This window comes from Halopseudomonas pachastrellae, from assembly GCF_900114765.1.
GTDB classification, from domain to species: domain Bacteria; phylum Pseudomonadota; class Gammaproteobacteria; order Pseudomonadales; family Pseudomonadaceae; genus Halopseudomonas; species Halopseudomonas pachastrellae.
The window spans coordinates 14,732-31,333 of the sequence record NZ_FOUD01000023.1 but is presented as its reverse complement, the minus strand read 5'-3'; the positions used below and the strand labels follow the sequence as shown (position 1 = coordinate 31,333).

Below are 16,602 nucleotides of genomic sequence, written 5' to 3'. Positions count from 1 at the left end.
CGTTAAGAAATTGCCAGCGAGACCTAGCCCTCATGTTGCCATTCTCCTTTGTTGACCGCCTGCGGTATGTGGTCGAGCGTCAGTTCATTAAGGGCGCGCATTATCAGCTGCTGGTGGTTGCGGCTTTTATCGCCCTGATCTCGCTGGTCGGCGGCTGGCTGGTGTACCCCAGCAGTGGTGAGGGCGATCTCGCCGACTCGGTCTGGTGGGCGTTTCTGCGCCTGACCGACCCGGGCTACCTCGGCGATGATGAAGGCACCTGGCGGCGTATCGTATCCACCGTCCTGACTCTAAGCGGCTATGTGGTGTTTCTCGGCGCGCTGGTCGCGATCATGACGCGCTGGTTGATCGCCATGATGGTCAAGCTGGAGCAGGGCCTGACCCCGGTCACCGTAACCGATCACATTGTCATTCTGGGCTGGACCAACCGTACCATTCCGCTGGTGCAGGAAATCCTCGACGTGAACGGCGGCATCCAGCGCCTGCTCAAGGCGCGCCTGACCAAGCGCTTGCGACTGGTCATCCTCGCCGAGGAGGTTACTGCCGAACACGTGCATGAACTGCGCGCCATCCCGCTAATTCGCCGCAACATGGGCAACATCATTCTGCGCTCGGGCACTGCGTTGCAACCGGAGGATCTGGACCGGGCAGCTTGTCTGCAGGCTGCGGTGGTGCTCATTCCAGGGCGCATGCAGACGGCCGGCGGGCTGCTCAGCAGCGACGTGGAAACCATCAAGGCGTTGCTGACTCTGCAGGCCCAGGCTCAGCAGCGGGGTATCACACCGCCCTATGTGGTTGCGGAGGTGGATGATCGGCGCAAGCTTACCGTCATGCAGCGCGCCTATTCCGGCCCACTGGAAGTGCTGGCGAGCGACGCGCTGGTTAGCCGGCTATTTGCCCAATCGATCATCCACCCCGGTCTGCCCGAGCTGTTCGGTGAGGTGCTGACCGTGTACGACGGCAACGAGTTCTACATTCGCTCTACCGACAACTGCGTGGGCATGACCCTGGCCGATATCGGCAGCCGTGCGCCGGAAGCCATCGTCTGCGGTCTCATGCGCCCTGACGGCGGCAGTTGGCAAACCTGGCTGAACGCCCCCAGCGCGGAGGTCATCCGGGCCGGCGACAAGGTGGTTATGCTGGCAAGGGATTACGCTCATGCCGAACCTGTGGCTGAATCGAGTACGCCTTTGCGCCCACTGCAGCGCCCGCCGGTCAGCCCACAGCGCCAGGCAGGCGGCTTGCGACGCCTGCTGATCCTGGGCTGGAGCCGCCGCGTGCCGGCCCTGATCCATGAGCTGGCCGGTTACAGTGACTTCCGCTTTGATGTCCACATGGTGTCGGTGCTGGACCCGGCCGAGCGTATTGCCGCAATTCAAGCCTACAGCCCGGATACCGCGCGCGTTGAGTGCCACCACAGCCAGGCTGACTACATGGTGGAAGGGGCCCTGCGTGGGCTGATAGAGCAGCGCTTTGACTCCATCCTGCTGATCTCCTCGGACCGCCTGGAATCCGGAGAAGAGGCAGACGCCCGAGCCATGGTTGGTTATCTGATCGTGGACGAACTGCTGCGTGAGCGTACCCAGCGGCCGCAACTGCTGCTGGAGCTGAGCGATCCGGCCAACGAGGCGCTGGTGGTGCGCAAACGTGGCGAGACCATCGTAGGCCCAACCATTCTCAGCCACTTGATGGCGCAGATAGCCCAACGCAGAGAACTGGGGTTGATGTTTGAGCACCTGCTGACAACCGGCGGGCCCGAGCTGGTATTCCGGGATATGCAGGACTATCCGATGCAAAGCGTCACGACCTTCGCGGATCTGGAAGCGGTGGTCGCCTTGCAGGGCGACACAGCGCTGGGCATCTACCGCGCCAAGGCCGATGCAGAAGGGCGTCGCCTGCAACTAAACCCGGCCCGGGACAAGCCCATGCGCCTGGGCGAGGGAGATCAACTGGTGGTGCTGGCAACGCTGCAAAGCGACTGAATTGTCTTACAGGCAGTTGTCGGGCTTGGGCAAGCCCGCCAGCTTGCTGCCCAGTTTGGCCGGGCTGCCCGGAAACAGGCCCAGCAGATACATGCTGGAGCCCTTGTCCTTGCCCAAATGCTGGCCAACATACTTGACCAGCGGACGCATGGCGGGGGAAAGCTGATAGGTCTGATAGAAGCTGCGCAGCAGATGAATAACCTCCATGTGCTGCGGTGTCAGCTCGATACCCTCGCGCAGGGCCAGCTCTGCTGCAACCGCCTCGGACCAGTCGTCCAGCGACTGCAAAAAACCTTCCTTATCCAGCGCGATTTCGCGTCCGTCTACCTGCATTGACTGGCTCACCAGCTGAGTACCTTGTCGTGGCTGATGCACAACTCCACCATCTGCGGATAGTCGATCAGCATTACCCGGCGCGGCAGGTCATCAATCGGCAACCCGCGCGCCTGCACGTCGCTCTCCAGCGCATAGAGGCCGACACTGCCCGGCAGCAGCTGCATTGCGTTGGCCGAGCTGGTGCGCGGCAGCAGGGCGTACACGGCATCCTCAATCAGCAGCAGCCCCTGATGCGGCCCCATCACGCGCAGGCTGCTGGCAAAGTGGGTGTCGTCCTGCGGCGCGTGCCGCAGGATATGCAACATGGTTGAGCTCATAGGGTCACCACCTGATCATGATGCTCCAGCAGGCTGGCAATCTCGGCACTGTCCACCGCCTTGGCTGTCAGCAGAAAGCGGCCGGGCTGCAAGCCGCGTTCTGCCAGCGAGTGGTGGCAAACGTAGACATCTTCAACGCCGAACATGGGCAAGGCTTGCAGATTCGCTGCCAGCGGCTTCTGCTCAATCAGCGCCGATTCCTGACCCGGCAGCAGCTGCAGCACGCCGGCATCCATGAACAGCATGCTCACCGGTACGCCGAAGGCGGCAGCCGCCAGCGCCAGGTCCAGCGCTTCACGCGCGGCCAGTGCAGTGGGAGGCTGGCGACTGATAACCAGCAAACTTCTTAGCTCAGGTGCCAAAGGTCACCGCCCGGTCTGCGGTTTGCAACGCATCGACCCATTGTCCCAGCCCCGACAACGCCCAGGGCTCGCCGGTATTGGCGACAGGGCGTTCCCAGCGATCCGCCTCGGCCTCATTCAGCACGCCACGGCGCAGCGCTGCGGCAATGCAGACCACGGCGTCGAGTTGGTTATTTTCGATAAAGGCCCGCCAGCGCTGGGCCAAATCGCACTCATCCTGCGGCTGCACACCCAGCGTGGAGGCCAGGTGCACGGCATCACGGTAAAAGAAAAGGCGGCTGATCTGGTGTCCACCAGCCAGCACGGCCTCGGCGAATTTGAGGGCACTACGCGCCGCCGGATCCTGCGGACCGGCCAGCAGGGCAATGGCAAACTTCATGGTGTCGAACTCACAAACGAAAATGGCCCACCAAAAGGTGGGCCATTGAGTATAACGCAGCGCTTTCGATCAGTCGTCGCTGAAGATACCCAGCAGTTGCAGCAGGCTGAGGAACAGGTTGTAGATGGAGACGAACAGGGTAATGGTCGCCATGATGTAGTTGTCTTCACCACCGTGGATGATGGCGCTGGTCTGGTACAGGATCACCGCAGAGGAGAACAGTACAAAGCCCGCGGAGATAGCCAGTTGCAGGCCGCTCATCTGAATGAAGAAGCTCGCTACAACAGCGCACATCAGTACGATACAGCCTGCCATGATAAAGCCGGACAGGAAGCTGAAGTCCTTGCGGCTCAGAATGGCATACGCCGACAGGCCAAAGAACACCAGCGCCGTCATGCCCAGCGCCATGGCGACCAGCTGACCGCCGTTAGGCAGCGACAGGTAGGCGTTGAGGATCGGGCCAAGGCTGTAACCCAAAAAGCCGGTGAAAGCGAAAGTGCTGACCAGGCCCCAACCGGAATTACGCAGTTTGGTGGTCAGAAACAGCAGGCCGTAGAAGCCAACCAGGGTAATGATGATGCCGGGGTAGGGCAGGTTCAGGCTCATGGACACAAAGGCCACGATAGCGCTGAATGCCAGAGTCAGAGCCAGCAGCGAGTAGGTGTTGCGGAACAGCTTGCTGACTTCCGCCTCGCTTACGCCGGCGTGTTGAAGGGTAGTGTTGTGTTCCTGCATGTTCATGCACCGCTCCTGTATTAAAAATCGGGATCCTTCAGATACTGCTTGATAATACGGGTTGATGCTGCCGAATCAAGCGCCCAGGCCGCACTAAGTATTTCCATTCGTGTGCAGCAGCCCAACTTTCCGCTTCAATAACAACTAGCCAGCGTACCCCATTGACTCAACAGGGATTTCCGGTACTATTGCCGCCCGTGGAGGGATGGCAGAGCGGTTGAATGCACCGGTCTTGAAAACCGGCGAAGGTGAAAGCCTTCCCAGGGTTCGAATCCCTGTCCCTCCGCCACTATTCGACCTCAAAGCCCCGTTATACGGGGCTTTGTTGTTTTTGGCGGTTGTAGTCCCCCCAATCGTTCCCCCACGAGAAAAGAAAAACCCCGTGCTGAATCACTCCAGGCGGGCTTTAGGTGCCCAAACGCGGGCCAGGTTGCTTGCCAAGGCTCCAGCAAAGTGCCGGCTGGAGGGCTGCCTGCAAGCTGTCGCGGTTTTGCTGGAACGGGGCACTCACGACTAATCCCCGTCCCGTCTCTCCCCGAAGGGCCGCACGGGCTGCGGGTTAAGCCGGGCGCGAGACCATCATGGTCATCAGCGCGGGTATGTTCTGCGGCAGTACAGCTTCAATCTTGTACTGCTGGCCGTCGATCTCTAGGCACCACGCTACTGCACCGCCGCGCCCGCGGGGTAGAGCTGCCCCGTGCCGGCGAGATATTCCTGCGTCATGCCCGGCAAGTATTTGCCCGCTTGGAGCAGATGCACTCGGACCTCGCCCCCTTTGCCGAGGGCGTGCAAGGGCATGTGCGACTTTGGGCCAATACCCACGCGATTCACAGTTACCTGCCGAACGATCTGGCAGCGTTTCTCGCTCGCCATCCGCAGGTGAGCGTCAACCTGGAGGAGCACACCAGCTCGGACATTCTGGCGGGCGTGGCCCGTGGGGATGCGGAGATTGGTATCGTCGCGGGTTATGACGACTATCAGGAGGTCGACCTGCTGCCATACCGCGCAGACCGCCTGGTGCTGATTACGGCGCCGGCTCACCCGCTGGCACAGCAGCACTCGCTTTCTTTCGCGCAGGTGATCAGCGAGCCGTTTGTCATGCTGCACGCAGGCTCTGCCATCCACACCTTTACGATGAACACCGCCTCCAGCCTGGGCACGCACCTCAATGTGCGCGTACAGGTGAATAGCTTTGAAGCGGTCTGCCGCATGGTCGCGGCTGCTGTGGGGATTGGCCTGGTACCACGTGAGGCGGTGAAACTGTCCAGGCGTCAGCCACTGTCGATCATTGAAGTGGAGGACAGCTGGGCCCAGCGTGACCTCAAGATCTGCACCCGCCGCAAGACGCCGCTGTCTCCGTTTGCCCAGGCGCTGATTGATCATTTGTTGGCTGAATAGGCCGCAAAAAGTGCGCGGGTGAGTCCAGTATTTGGCAGGATCGCCTGTGCTCTGCTGGTTTTCAGGCTCCAGAGGCGCTCTACAATGGGACTCAGCCGCACGCAGGATACTGCATGCGGCCACTGCATCGTTCACGTCCGCCGAGCTGCTGCGCTCTATCGCCCGTCAGCTCGGCCCACAATGACAAGAGAGGGCGAGCATGAATCAGCGGGTTCTGACAGGTAATAGCGAGTATCTTAAGAGCGGCTACGCCAAAACGTTTCCCTCAACGGCAGGCAGTCAGGATGCGGTCGACGCAGCCGAATTAGAGCACCTGCACAGCGCCTTACTGCGCGACGGCTACGTTATTCTTGAGCAAATCGTGCCGCCGGAGCAGATCGACCGTATCAGCGCCGAGTTACGCGCGCTGCTGCCCGAACACTGCGGGCGTAACGGCTTTGAAGGGACGCTGACCCAGCGCCTCTATGCTGTCATCTCCAAAACCCTGGCGTGTAACCCGCTAGTCGAACATCCGCTGGTGCTTGGATTGCTGGACCGCGTACTCGCCCCCAATTACCTGCTGTCGCAGCTGCAGGTCATCAATATCTTGCCGGGCGAGCGCTCGCAGCCGCTGCATCACGACGACGCCTTCTACCCGGTGCCGCGTCCACGTCCGCATTACGGCGCTGCCACCATTATCGCCATGGATGACTTCACTGCCGACAACGGCGCCACTGTGGTCATTCCTGGTAGCCACACCTGGGACGGACATGCCCCGACGCCAGATGAGTGCGCCAAATCCATTCCGGTGATCATGCCGAAGGGGTCGATGGTACTGTTCCTAGGTACCTTGTGGCACGGCGGCGGCGCGAATCAAAGCGCGGCTCCGCGCCTTGCGGTAACGGCTCAATACTGTGAACCCTGGGCACGGCAGCAGGAAAACTTCAGCCTATCAGTATCGCTGGAGCGCGCCCGGGAGTGCAGCGCACACATTCAACGCATGCTCGGTTACTCGATCCATCCACCCTTCATGGGCATGGTCAACGGCATGCACCCGCGGCGTCTTCTCGATAAAACATGAACTTTATCAGCCAGTTATAAAATCTATTTAAATAAGTACTCACATTATGGCAACTGAAGGCTTGATTTACCCCCTGACGACACCCGCGCTGGGAACTGCGCTGGAGATTCAGCCCGGCGTACTGTGGATTCGCATGCCGCTCCCGTTTCGCCTGGATCACGTAAACCTGTGGGCTATACGTGATCGCGACGGCTGGACGGTCGTCGATACAGGCGTCTGGACCAAAGAGGCTATGGCGACGTGGGAGCACCTGTTTGACAGCATGCTTGGCGGACTGCCCATTACACGCGTGATTTGTACCCATCGTCATGCTGATCACGCCGGGCTGGCCGGTTGGCTGACAGAGCGTTTTGGCTGTGAGCTGTGGATGCCCGACACTGAGTACCACGCCTGTAACGCCTCGCGTCTGCAGGGCAGGGAAGCGCCCGCCTCGGAGCTGGAGTTCTATCGCCGGGCAGGGTGGAACGACTCTGCGCTGGAGCATTTCCGCAACAATTACGGCGGCATAACCAGCCTGGTGCATCCGCTGCCCGACAGCTTCCGGCGCATCAGCGACGCCGATGTCATCGCCATCGGTGAGCATCACTGGGAGGTCATTGTCGGCCAGGGCCACACCTCCGAGCACGCTTGTCTGTACTGTGCGGAGCTGGGGTTGTTTATCTCTGGCGATCAGGTGCTGCCGCTGATTTCATCCAACGTATCCGTGCTGGCGCGCGACCCGGAGGGCAACCCGTTGGGCGAGTGGATGACCTCAATGCTGCGCATCCGTGACAAGGTCAGCGATAGCGTGCTGGTGTTACCGTCGCATAACGAGTGCTTCGTGGGCTTGCATGCGCGCATCAATGATCTGGTCGACACACAACAGCGATTGCTCGGCAAGCTGCAAGATCAATTGCACGAGTCTCATCGCAGCGTCGATGTCTTCGAGTGCCTGTTCGGCCGACCAATCGGCATGGGCGACGGCATCGTACTGTCGCTGGCCACAGGCGAGAGTCGTGCCAATCTTAACTGCTTGATAGCCGAGGGCAGGGTAGAGATGGAGCGCGATGCCGACGGGGTCGAGTGGTATCGTGCTCGCACCCGAGATTACGCACGCGTCTAGCTGCGGCATATCGCCGCCAGGATAGTGCCGGCCAGCGCGCCAGATAACCTCTTGTGTAACGACAGGCTGGGCCACCTGAGAGCTGACCAGGCATTGGTGCAGGCCGGCGCGGTACTGAGCGACGCGGTTCGCAGTTCAGATGTACACGCAAGGGTCGGCGGCGAGGAGTTTGCCGGGCTGCTAGCCCAGACCAATGAAACCAACGCGTTTGAGGTGCTTGAGCGTTTTCGCAAAGCCCTGGAAAACACCCGTATTACCCTGAAGGACGGAACGGAGCTGAGCATCACCGTCAGTATCGGCTACTGCGACTTGTTTGATGGATTGCACGACGTCGACCACTGGTTCAACCTGGCCGACCACGCGCTGTACCAAGCCAAGGCCCAAGGGCGAAACCGGATAATCAAGTGGGTGCCTGATCCGGTCGCCCGATGACGAACCTGAGAGCGCAGCAGATTAGTCGCCTTGCTCCACCGGGCTCTGAGAGTCCACCGGCTGGTGGGTGGGGTTGAACTCGTCGGCAAAGATCTGCCAGAAGGCGATAAACAGCGCCGCAATCAGCGGTCCGATGACAAAGCCGTTGATGCCAAACAAAGCAAAACCGCCGAGTGTCGAGAGCAGCACCAGATAATCCGGCAGTTTGGTGTCGCGGCCAACCAGCAACGGGCGCAGGATATTGTCTACCAGCCCGATAACTAGGGCGCCAAAGGCAATCAGGATGATGCCCTGGGTCCAGTGCCCAATAGCCAGCAGGTAGATCGCGACCGGTCCCCAGATCAGGCTGGCGCCGACCACCGGAATCAGCGACAACAGCATCATCACCACACCCCACAGCAAAGCGCCGGGAATGCCCAGAGCCCAGAAAATGAGGCCGCCCAGACCACCCTGTACCGCAGCCACAACCAGGTTGCCCTTCACCGTCGCGCGGGTAACTTCAGCAAACTTGCCAAACAGCTGGTACTCGCGCTCGTCCCCCAGCGGCAGGGCGCGCACCAGCAGCTCTACCAGCTGGGGGCCGTCACGCAGCAGAAAGAAGGCCAGATAGACCATCAGCGCCAGGCTGGCGAAGAAACTCAATGTGCCCTGGCCAAGCTCCACCGCGTTCTGCGCAAGGAATCGGCTGGAGGTGACGGCAGCATCGGTTGCCATGCTCTTGATGCTTTCGAGGTCGATGTTCAGGCGACTTAAGACGTTCTCGACGATCGGAAAGCTATGCCGCAGCTTGTCCATGATTGCGGCAGGGTCAAGCTGGCCGCTTTGCACCCGCTCGTAGAGCGCATGGCCTTCCTGAACGAAGGAGGTGATGACGAATACCGCCGGCAGGATACACAGCGCCATGCAGACCGTCAGGGTGGCCAGCGCCGCGATGTTCTCATGGCCGTTCCAGCGTTTGACCAGGCGCTGATGCAGAGGGTGGAACAACAGGCCGATTACGCAGGCCCAGAACACCGCGCCAAAGAAAGGTTTGAGCAAATAGAGAAACAGCAAGGTGACGACAATCAGCAACAACAGAAAAGAACGTTGTTCGAGTTTGGCCTGCATGGGCTCGGGCTCCTGCCATGGAAAAGCCTGATTGGAGCAGAAAAGCCCGCCGCTTTGGAAGCATTGATTGCGACCGCCGCCAGCCAACCGGAGGCCTGACGCCTGTAATGAGGTGAACAGGCGCCGTGCGGTAAATCAGACCTTGTAATAGGCGAGCAGGGTACGCAGCTCCTCAGCCAGCTGGGTCAAGTCCTGGCTGGCGATGCGGGTCTGCTCGACCTGCTCGCCGTTCTTGCGTGCCTCATCGCTGATGCGCACCACGTTGCGGTTGATCTCCTCTGAGACCTGGCTCTGCTCCTAAGCGGCACTGGCAATCTCGCCTGCCTGCTGCTGGATACTGCTGACAGTCCGGTTCATGGTGCCCCGGCCATCCTCTGCCTCACAGCTGCCCTGACTTGCCGAGGACTCGCCAGCGGCCGCGCTTTGCGCCACGCTCTGGGCGGTCAGGCTTATCTCGTGCATGGCGGTGACCATCATTTCGGTTTCCCGGTTCTGCACGCTGACCGAGCTGGCCGACTGCTCGGCAATACGCGCCAGCTGCGCAGCCTGGCCAAGCAGCCTGCCGGAGGAGTCGACAGCTTCGCGGATAGTGTGCTGAATGCGTTCAAGCAGGCGGTCGAAGGCGCGGGCCAGAATCGCGAACTCATCCCGGCCGCTAGCGTTAAAGCGTACGGTGAGATCACCTTCACCATCAGCGATATCTTCCACCGCGCGCAGCGTTGCCTGCAGCGGACGGCCGACAATGGCTTTCATCAGCAAGCTGATGGCAATGGCCAGGATAATGCCCGCCAAGGTAATGAGAGCGGCAACCGACAGCGAGTTGCTCAAAATCAGTCCATTGACCTCAGCCTTTGAGTAGCCGAGCAAAATATCGTAGCCCCAGGGTGCAAAGGAGGTGGTTTCAACATGCCAATCGCCGCTGTCATTCAGCGCAGCCATTACCTCATCGCCGCTCACGTGCGCAGAGTGCATGGGAATCTTGCCGGTCGGGTCGCGCAGCGCGACAAAGCCATACTGCAGGATACATGCGCCAGCAATGGCCTCAGCCAGCACCTCAAGGTTGGCCGAATAACCCACGTACCAGATGCCGCGGGTTTGTCCGCTGCGGTCCTTGATGGGCTCGTAACCGGTCAGATAAGGCTGTCCGAGGATATCCACCTGACCATCGAAGGCCTGTCCGGCCCGTATTGCCTTGATCGCGTTGCCCGCCGGGTCCAGCTTGGTGCCGATGGCGCGCTGCCCGTCACGCATCACATTGGTCGATATACGCACATAGTCGTCGCCCTGACGGGAGAACAGGGTGGCCGTACCACCCATGACTTCGGTCAGCCCATCTACCAGGGCAAAGTCGTTGGCTTGCGCTGTCTCACCGAGCAATAGCTGCGGTGCGCGCTCGTTGCCGGCGGCAACGGTCGGGCCCAGCCTCGGCTCACCAAGCGCCATGCCGGGTTCCATCAGCAGCGCCATGCTGCTTTTGACACGCTAACCCATGATCGCGTCGGTCACCTTAAGCAATCGGGTTACCTCGTTGCGCAAATAGCCAGACTCGGTCTCGGCGCGCTGATGACTCAGCCGGTTCTGGTTAAGGGAGCTGACCACCACACCTATCACGATAAAACCGAGCAGCAGCGCCGCCAGGGTGGCAACAAGCTTCTTTTGCAGCGTCATGGGCCAATCTCTGGGTTGTTGTTTTGTTCAACACCAGCGTATCGGACAGGTAGGCTATTTGTTTGAGCTCCACGTCAGTCTGTTTGCCGCGCGGCTTTGCCTGTTGGCGACGACTCCGGTGTTTCAGTTTGCGGGGCTATATACGCAAGAGCTGATTTCCCACCAGCGGGGTAGCAGGTCGCGCACCGTGCGCTGGCCAAAGCGGTCATCCAGCAGGTAAACCACGCCTTGATCGTCTGTTGTGCGTATCACGCGCCCAGCGGCCTGCACCACCTTTTGCAGCCCCGGATACAGGTAGGCGTACTCATAGCCGCTGCCTGCGCTGTCACTGAACATCACCTCTAGCCGTTCACGCATTTCCTCGTTCACGGGGTTGATCTGCGGCAACCCCAGTGTGGCGATAAAAGCGCCGATCAGGCGGCGCCCCGGCATGTCGATCCCTTCGCCAAAGGCGCCCCCCAGTACGGCAAAGCCGACACCGCGGCCGTGCTCACTGAAGCGGGCAAGAAAGGCGCAGCGCTCACCCTCATTCATACTGCGCGACTGGGACCACACCGGAATATCCGGGAAGCTGCGCTGAAAACGCTCCAGCACCTGCTCCAGATAGGCATAACTGCTGAAAAACGCCAGATAGTTGCCGGGTTCACGGGCGAACTGTTCGGCCATCAGCTCGCTGATGGGCTGCAAGCTGGCGCTGCGGTGCTGATAGCGCGTTGACAGGTTGCGAACAATCGACACGCCCAGCTGATCGGCATGGAAGGGCGACTCCACCTCCAGCCACTGACTGTCTTCTGGTAGCCCAAGCAGGTCGCGGTAGTAGTGGGCCGGGCTTAGCGTGGCAGAGAACAGCGTGGTGCTGTGTGCAGTGGTAAAACGCTGCTGCAAGAAGGGGGCGGGCACGATATTGCGCAGACACAGGGTAGACAAGGTACGGCGCCCAGTCCCCGGATGACGTGTGATGTCGAACAACGAATGGGGGCCATAAGCCTCGGCCAGGCGGCAGAACAGCATGGCATCAAAGTAAAACAGGATGAGCGCGCTGGCATTGCCGTCCGGTTGATCGGTCAGGTGTTCGGTGATGGCGCTGACCGCCTTTTGCAGGCTGAGAATGAACAGATCCGCTATCGCCGGGTAGATCTGATAGTCCTCGGTCTGATCACGGTGCAGCGCGTTCCAGTGCCGGGCAACCCGGTCGAGTGGCGCTTTCAGCGTTGCCGGTGCCTGCTTGCGCAGGGTGTTGAATATGCCTTGATCCAGCTCGGCGGTGTACATGCCGCGCGCACGATCAATCAGGTTATGCGCCTCATCCACCAGCACGGTTACCCGCCAGTCGTTGAATACAGTCAGGCCGTAGAGCAGGGCGCTCATGTCGAAGTAGTAGTTGTAGTCGCCCACCACCAGATCGCTCCAGCGGCACAGTTCCTGACTGAGGTAATAAGGGCAGACGCTGTGCTTTAGCGCAATGCGGCGTACCGCCGCCTGGTCCAGCCACTGCTCGGCTACGGCCTCGGCACGGGCCGCGGGCAGGCGGTCATAGAAGCCTTGGGCCAGCGGGCAGGACTCTCCATGACACGCCTTGTCGGGGTGCTCACAGGCCTTGTCGCGGGCGATGTGCTCCAGCACCCGCAATGACAGCGGCGTTTCGCTGTGCTTGCGCAGACTCTGCAGGGCATCCAGCGCCAATTGCCGCCCCGGCGTCTTGGCGGTGAGAAAGAACAGCCGATCTACCTGCTGCTCGGGCATGGCCTTGAGCTGCGGAAAGAGGGTGCCGAGTGTTTTGCCGATGCCGGTGGTGGCCTGGGTCATCAAGGTCTTGCCGTCGCGGGCGGCGCGGTACACCGCCTTGGCCAATTGGCGCTGGCCGCTGCGAAAGCTCGGGTAAGGAAAGGTCAACTCCTGCAGCTGCTGGTCACGCGCACCGCGGTGGTGGGTTTCCTGCCGCGCCCAGGCGATAAAGCGGTCACATTGACGGGCAAAAAACTGCCGTAGCTCATCCGCGGCAAAGGTCTCGCGAAAGCTGGTTTCTTTCTGGGTAACCACGTTGAAATAGACGACAGCCAGGTCGATTTCTTCCAGCTGCAGCTCGGCGCATAACAGCCAGCCGTAGACCTTGGCCTGCGCCCAGTGCAGCACCCGGTGATTGTCGGGGATGCGACTGATATCGCCGCGGTGGGTCTTGATCTCTTCGAGCAGGTTTAGCTCCGGGTCATAGCCGTCGGCGCGGCCAATCACCATGAGCCCGGGATAGCTGCCCGCCAGCGTCAGTTCGCTGAGATAACCGGCGCCACGGCGTGACACCACCGTTTGGTGCCCGGCGATACCTTCCTGGGCTGTGGGCGCCGGGGTAAAGCGCAAGTCCAGATCACCTTGCTTGGCAGTGAATTCACACAACGCACGCACAGCCACCTGATAGTTCACGCGGTGGCCTCCCACTGCACGTGCACTACTTCAACGGGCATGTCGTGCTCCGCGCAAAACGCCAGCCAGCGGCGCTGGTTATCTTGCAGGCGGTCACCCGGGCCCTTGACCTCAACCATGCAATAGCGCTGCTCACCCGGCCAGAACTGGATCAGATCAGGCATGCCGGCGCGGTTGGCACGAATATCCTTGAGTATGCGCTCGCACCATAGCCGCAGGTGGCGGGCAGGAATGCAGCGCAGCGCAAGGTCGAGCAGCGGCTCATCCAGCAGACCCCAAAACACAAACGGCGACTGCAGGCCGTATTTGCTCTGCCAGCGATGTTTGATAATGGCCGGGTAGCTGCCGTCATCAATGGCGGCCAGCGCGTCGGCAAAAAGCGACGCCCGGCGGCTGGCAAACTCCGCGTCGTGCAGATCAGCCGGCCCGCTCTGAAAGGGGTGAAAAAAGGCGCCGGGCAGGGGCGCGAAAAGGGCGTCCCAGCAGAGCAGCCCAAACAGGCTGCAGATCAGACCGTTCTCAACAAAAAACACCGGCGCCTCAGGTTGCGCAAGGTGTTCAGCAACAGCGTGCTCAACACCCAGAGGGTCTGGGCCCGGAAGTGTCAGCAGCCGAGTAGGCGTATCCGTCTCTGGCTGAGTGGCTGGCTGCGGTTGCGATAACTTGCGCCCCAGACGCTTCAGCGCGCGCTCAAGCAACTGTTGTTCAGCAGCGCTGTGCGGCGCTGCCAGTGCACTGCTGGCCAGTGCGTATGCCTGCTCGGGTTGACCAAGCCGCTCGTGCAGCCGCACAGCACGTTGACGCGCCTCGCTGTGCTGGCACTGCAGATACAGCGCCAGCGCTTCTTCCAGCCGCTGCTCGCGCTCAAGCTGTTGCCCAAGTTGAAATCGCAGGCGCTGGTGGCGGCGCTCGATCCAGGGGTTCTCGGTGGCAAAATCAGCGAACACGGCCAGCACCTCGGCCACATCATCCCCGGCGTCCAGCCGGTCGCGGCAACGCCCCAGATAAATGTAATCGTCAACGTCTGCGGCGCGGTGAAAACTGCGAGATTCGGTGCAGAAGGGCACCTGTTCGTACTGCTGTAGGCCCAGTTCGGACAACACAAACTCGGTCCAGTCCTGCGACAGGTTGCCAAAAAACAGCAGGCGCAGACGCTCGCACAGCGGGCTGATAGTTAGGCTATACAAGTCGTCTGGCGGAATGCCGGGCCACGCGCTCCACGGCCGTGCACTTAGCCCTTGCGCGGCAATCTGCTCCAGCAGCGCCTGCTTGCCGAGTTTGCCAGCCTGGCTGATACCCAAGTCCAGGCTGGCCAGCTCACTTTTAAGCAGCAGGCGGGCGAGGGCGTCAACCTCGATGGGCTGGTCTGTTACCAGCCAGCCCTGCTCAAGCAGGGGCAGGGCCGCCTGTTCGATGTCACCGATTTCCGCATAGGCCAAACGGCTGGCGCGAAAATGGTCACCCTTGCGCATGATCAGGCGTACCAGCAGCGCGCGCGAGCATTCTGGCTGCTGCATGAATGCCCGCACAAAGGCGTGCTCCTCTGCACTCAGCAGGTCCGCGTAGCGCGCACCAACCCAGTCCATAACGAACTCAAAGTTGCGCAGGTAGTAGAAGTCGGTGGCGAGCAGTTCGGGCATCAGAAACAAAAGGCACTGGTTGAATGTCCAGCATTGTGCGCACCTGCACCCGTTAATTCAAGCCGCGCAGACCAGCGGCAGCCAAGCGCTGAATGACGGAACATAGTGTTGAGCGCAGCATGCTTGCCGCCCGGGGCGCCAGCCCCTACCGTGTGAGATTGCACAACAACAAGAACAGGACAGCCCAATGACTCTGATGCACGGCTTTCAACCACGCGCCAGTCGCCGCCTGCAAGCAGCGGCCGATAACGCGCCCGATTTGCCAGCACCCGACAGCGTACGCTACGAGCAGCTCGGTTACATGCGCGGCTTTCCGCCAGCGCCGGAGAAGCAGGTAACGCGTAGCGACTACCTGGTGCAGTACCCCAAACTGCGCTGGGCCTTCCAGCACATGCGCGAGCTGATTCCCTCGCGGCAAGTGCGGCGCGGCGCGGCTGCGCTCAGCGTGCTTGAGGGAGGCGAAGATCAGAGCGCAGCTATCAATGCACTGCCAGTTGAGCTGCGTGATGGCAGTACTATCGACTTTGCCGAGTTTTTGCTGCGTAGCTACACCGACGCCTGCATCATCCTGCACCGCGGCAAGATCATCTTCGAGCACTACCCCAACCAGCCGGACCCACTAAGCCCGCACATGCTGTGGTCGGTCAGCAAATCTTTTACTGGGCTGATTGCAGCGCTGCTGGTGGCAGAAGGCAAGCTGGATGCCCAGGCCCAGGTAACCGATATTATTCCCGAGCTGGCAGATTCGGGCTGGCGCGGCGCGAGCGTGCAGCAGGTGCTGGATATGACCGCGGATATCAACTACTCCGAGGTCTACGCCGACGGCACCTCCGACGTTATCCATTACGGGCTGTCTGCGGGCATTACCCAATCGCCGGAGTGGACCGGGCCCACCAGCCTGTACGACTACTTGCCCAGCATTGGCGCAGCACGCGAACACGGGCGCTACTTCGCCTATCGCACCGTACATACCGAGGTATTGGGCTGGCTGATTCGTCGCACCAGCGGACAGGATGTCGCCACTCTTATCGGCGAGCGCATCTGGAGCAAGCTCGGCGCCGAGGAGGACGCACTTATGCTGCTCGACCCGACAGGAACCGAGTGGGCTGGCGCCGGTCTGAACGCGACCCTGCGTGATCTGGCGCGCTTTGCCGAGATGCTGCGCAGCGGCGGGCGATGGAACGGAGAGCAGATCATTCCCGAGGCGATTATCGACGACATTCGCGGCGGTGCAGACAAAGCCGCCTTTGCCGACTTTGGCCGGCGCGGTATGGAAGGGTATTCCTATCACAACCAGTGGTGGGTCAGTCACAACCCTGACGGCGTCTATGAGGCCATGGGCGTGCACGGGCAGCTGATTCATATCAACCCGGCGGCCGAGCTGACCGTCGTGCGCACCGCCTCACACCCGATCGCCAGCAACGAATTCACCTACGAAATGACCCGCGCAGCACTCGAAGCGCTGGCCAGACACCTCCCGCGCTAACCCCGGTCCGGGCGGCCCCTGAGCTGCCCACTATCCGACCAGATCGTTCGCTTCCCGTCTTGGACCTTGGTCTATCTATATTTGATGCATGCAGGCGCAACAGTCCTGGTGTATCCGCCAGAACAGGGAGCGCTGCATGAGTACAAGAACCAATCCTGCATTCCGGATACCTGTGCTGGT

At 60.9% G+C, this 16,602-nt stretch carries 17 protein-coding genes and 1 tRNA gene; 7 read left to right on the top strand and 11 right to left on the bottom strand.

The window, feature by feature from the left end; translation table 11 throughout:
• Positions 1–32 precede the first annotated feature (32 nt).
• Complete coding sequence (locus tag BM116_RS16630; protein WP_083727806.1) at positions 33–1,982, top strand: CASTOR/POLLUX-related putative ion channel; 1,950 nt, start codon at positions 33–35, stop codon at positions 1,980–1,982.
• A gap of 6 nt (positions 1,983–1,988) precedes the next feature.
• Here BM116_RS16630 and BM116_RS16625 read toward each other — a convergent pair whose 3' ends face one another.
• The 5 genes from BM116_RS16625 to BM116_RS16605 form a co-directional block, all read right to left on the bottom strand.
• Positions 1,989–2,315, bottom strand: coding sequence for a TusE/DsrC/DsvC family sulfur relay protein (locus BM116_RS16625; protein ID WP_083727808.1), 327 nt, complete (start codon positions 2,313–2,315; stop codon positions 1,989–1,991).
• A gap of 8 nt (positions 2,316–2,323) precedes the next feature.
• Positions 2,324–2,623, bottom strand: coding sequence for a sulfurtransferase complex subunit TusB (gene tusB / locus BM116_RS16620; RefSeq protein WP_083727842.1), 300 nt, complete (start codon positions 2,621–2,623; stop codon positions 2,324–2,326).
• Between the two features lie 8 nt (positions 2,624–2,631).
• Positions 2,632–2,976: a sulfurtransferase complex subunit TusC gene (tusC, locus tag BM116_RS16615; RefSeq protein WP_235846784.1), complete on the bottom strand. Its 345-nt coding sequence runs from the start codon at positions 2,974–2,976 to the stop codon at positions 2,632–2,634.
• Positions 2,977–2,986: 10 nt separating this feature from the next.
• The gene (gene tusD, locus BM116_RS16610) at positions 2,987–3,376 is read right to left on the bottom strand and encodes a sulfurtransferase complex subunit TusD (RefSeq protein ID WP_083727812.1); all 390 of its coding nucleotides are present in this window, start codon (positions 3,374–3,376) and stop codon (positions 2,987–2,989) included.
• Between the two features lie 69 nt (positions 3,377–3,445).
• Entirely contained in the window at positions 3,446–4,111 is a 666-nt protein-coding gene (locus BM116_RS16605; protein ID WP_083727843.1) for a Bax inhibitor-1/YccA family protein, read from the bottom strand.
• Between the two features lie 199 nt (positions 4,112–4,310).
• Here BM116_RS16605 and BM116_RS16600 point away from each other — a divergent pair.
• The 5 genes from BM116_RS16600 (at position 4,311) to BM116_RS16580 (ending at position 8,103) form a co-directional block, all read left to right on the top strand.
• A tRNA-Ser gene (locus BM116_RS16600) sits at positions 4,311–4,400 on the top strand.
• A gap of 464 nt (positions 4,401–4,864) precedes the next feature.
• Positions 4,865–5,509 carry a LysR substrate-binding domain-containing protein gene (locus BM116_RS16595; RefSeq protein ID WP_211276283.1) on the top strand — a complete coding sequence of 215 codons (645 nt, stop codon included), beginning with the start codon at positions 4,865–4,867 and terminating at the stop codon, positions 5,507–5,509.
• A 199-nt stretch (positions 5,510–5,708) separates the two neighbouring features.
• Positions 5,709–6,569: a phytanoyl-CoA dioxygenase family protein gene (locus tag BM116_RS16590; RefSeq protein WP_083727814.1), complete on the top strand. Its 861-nt coding sequence runs from the start codon at positions 5,709–5,711 to the stop codon at positions 6,567–6,569.
• A 46-nt stretch (positions 6,570–6,615) separates the two neighbouring features.
• A complete protein-coding gene (locus BM116_RS16585; RefSeq protein WP_083727816.1) occupies positions 6,616–7,671 on the top strand; it encodes an MBL fold metallo-hydrolase in 1,056 nt (351 codons plus the stop codon).
• Positions 7,672–7,722: 51 nt separating this feature from the next.
• The gene (locus tag BM116_RS16580) at positions 7,723–8,103 is read left to right on the top strand and encodes a GGDEF domain-containing protein (RefSeq protein ID WP_169847281.1); all 381 of its coding nucleotides are present in this window, start codon (positions 7,723–7,725) and stop codon (positions 8,101–8,103) included.
• 21 nt (positions 8,104–8,124) lie between these two features.
• Here the strand turns inward: BM116_RS16580 and BM116_RS16575 are convergent, their stop codons facing one another.
• From BM116_RS16575 to BM116_RS16555, 6 genes are all read right to left on the bottom strand, one after another.
• The gene (locus BM116_RS16575) at positions 8,125–9,210 is read right to left on the bottom strand and encodes an AI-2E family transporter (protein ID WP_083727820.1); all 1,086 of its coding nucleotides are present in this window, start codon (positions 9,208–9,210) and stop codon (positions 8,125–8,127) included.
• Positions 9,211–9,345: 135 nt separating this feature from the next.
• The gene (locus BM116_RS19275; protein WP_268874577.1) at positions 9,346–9,471 is read right to left on the bottom strand and encodes a hypothetical protein; all 126 of its coding nucleotides are present in this window, start codon (positions 9,469–9,471) and stop codon (positions 9,346–9,348) included.
• Between the two features lie 36 nt (positions 9,472–9,507).
• Positions 9,508–10,677 (bottom strand): methyl-accepting chemotaxis protein, encoded by a 1,170-nt coding sequence (locus BM116_RS16570; RefSeq protein WP_083727822.1) that lies wholly within the window; start codon positions 10,675–10,677, stop codon positions 9,508–9,510.
• A 15-nt stretch (positions 10,678–10,692) separates the two neighbouring features.
• Entirely contained in the window at positions 10,693–10,878 is a 186-nt protein-coding gene (locus BM116_RS16565) for a hypothetical protein (protein WP_083727824.1), read from the bottom strand.
• A gap of 123 nt (positions 10,879–11,001) precedes the next feature.
• Positions 11,002–13,296: an ATP-dependent DNA helicase gene (locus BM116_RS16560; protein WP_083727826.1), complete on the bottom strand. Its 2,295-nt coding sequence runs from the start codon at positions 13,294–13,296 to the stop codon at positions 11,002–11,004.
• Positions 13,293–14,936, bottom strand: a complete 1,644-nt coding sequence (locus BM116_RS16555) for a VRR-NUC domain-containing protein (protein WP_083727827.1) — start codon at positions 14,934–14,936, stop codon at positions 13,293–13,295. Before BM116_RS16555 ends, BM116_RS16560 begins: the two co-directional genes overlap by 4 nt.
• A gap of 187 nt (positions 14,937–15,123) precedes the next feature.
• Here BM116_RS16555 and BM116_RS16550 point away from each other — a divergent pair, with 187 nt between their 5' ends.
• Positions 15,124–16,422, top strand: coding sequence for a serine hydrolase domain-containing protein (locus BM116_RS16550; RefSeq protein WP_083727828.1), 1,299 nt, complete (start codon positions 15,124–15,126; stop codon positions 16,420–16,422).
• Positions 16,423–16,602: the final 180 nt, after the last annotated feature.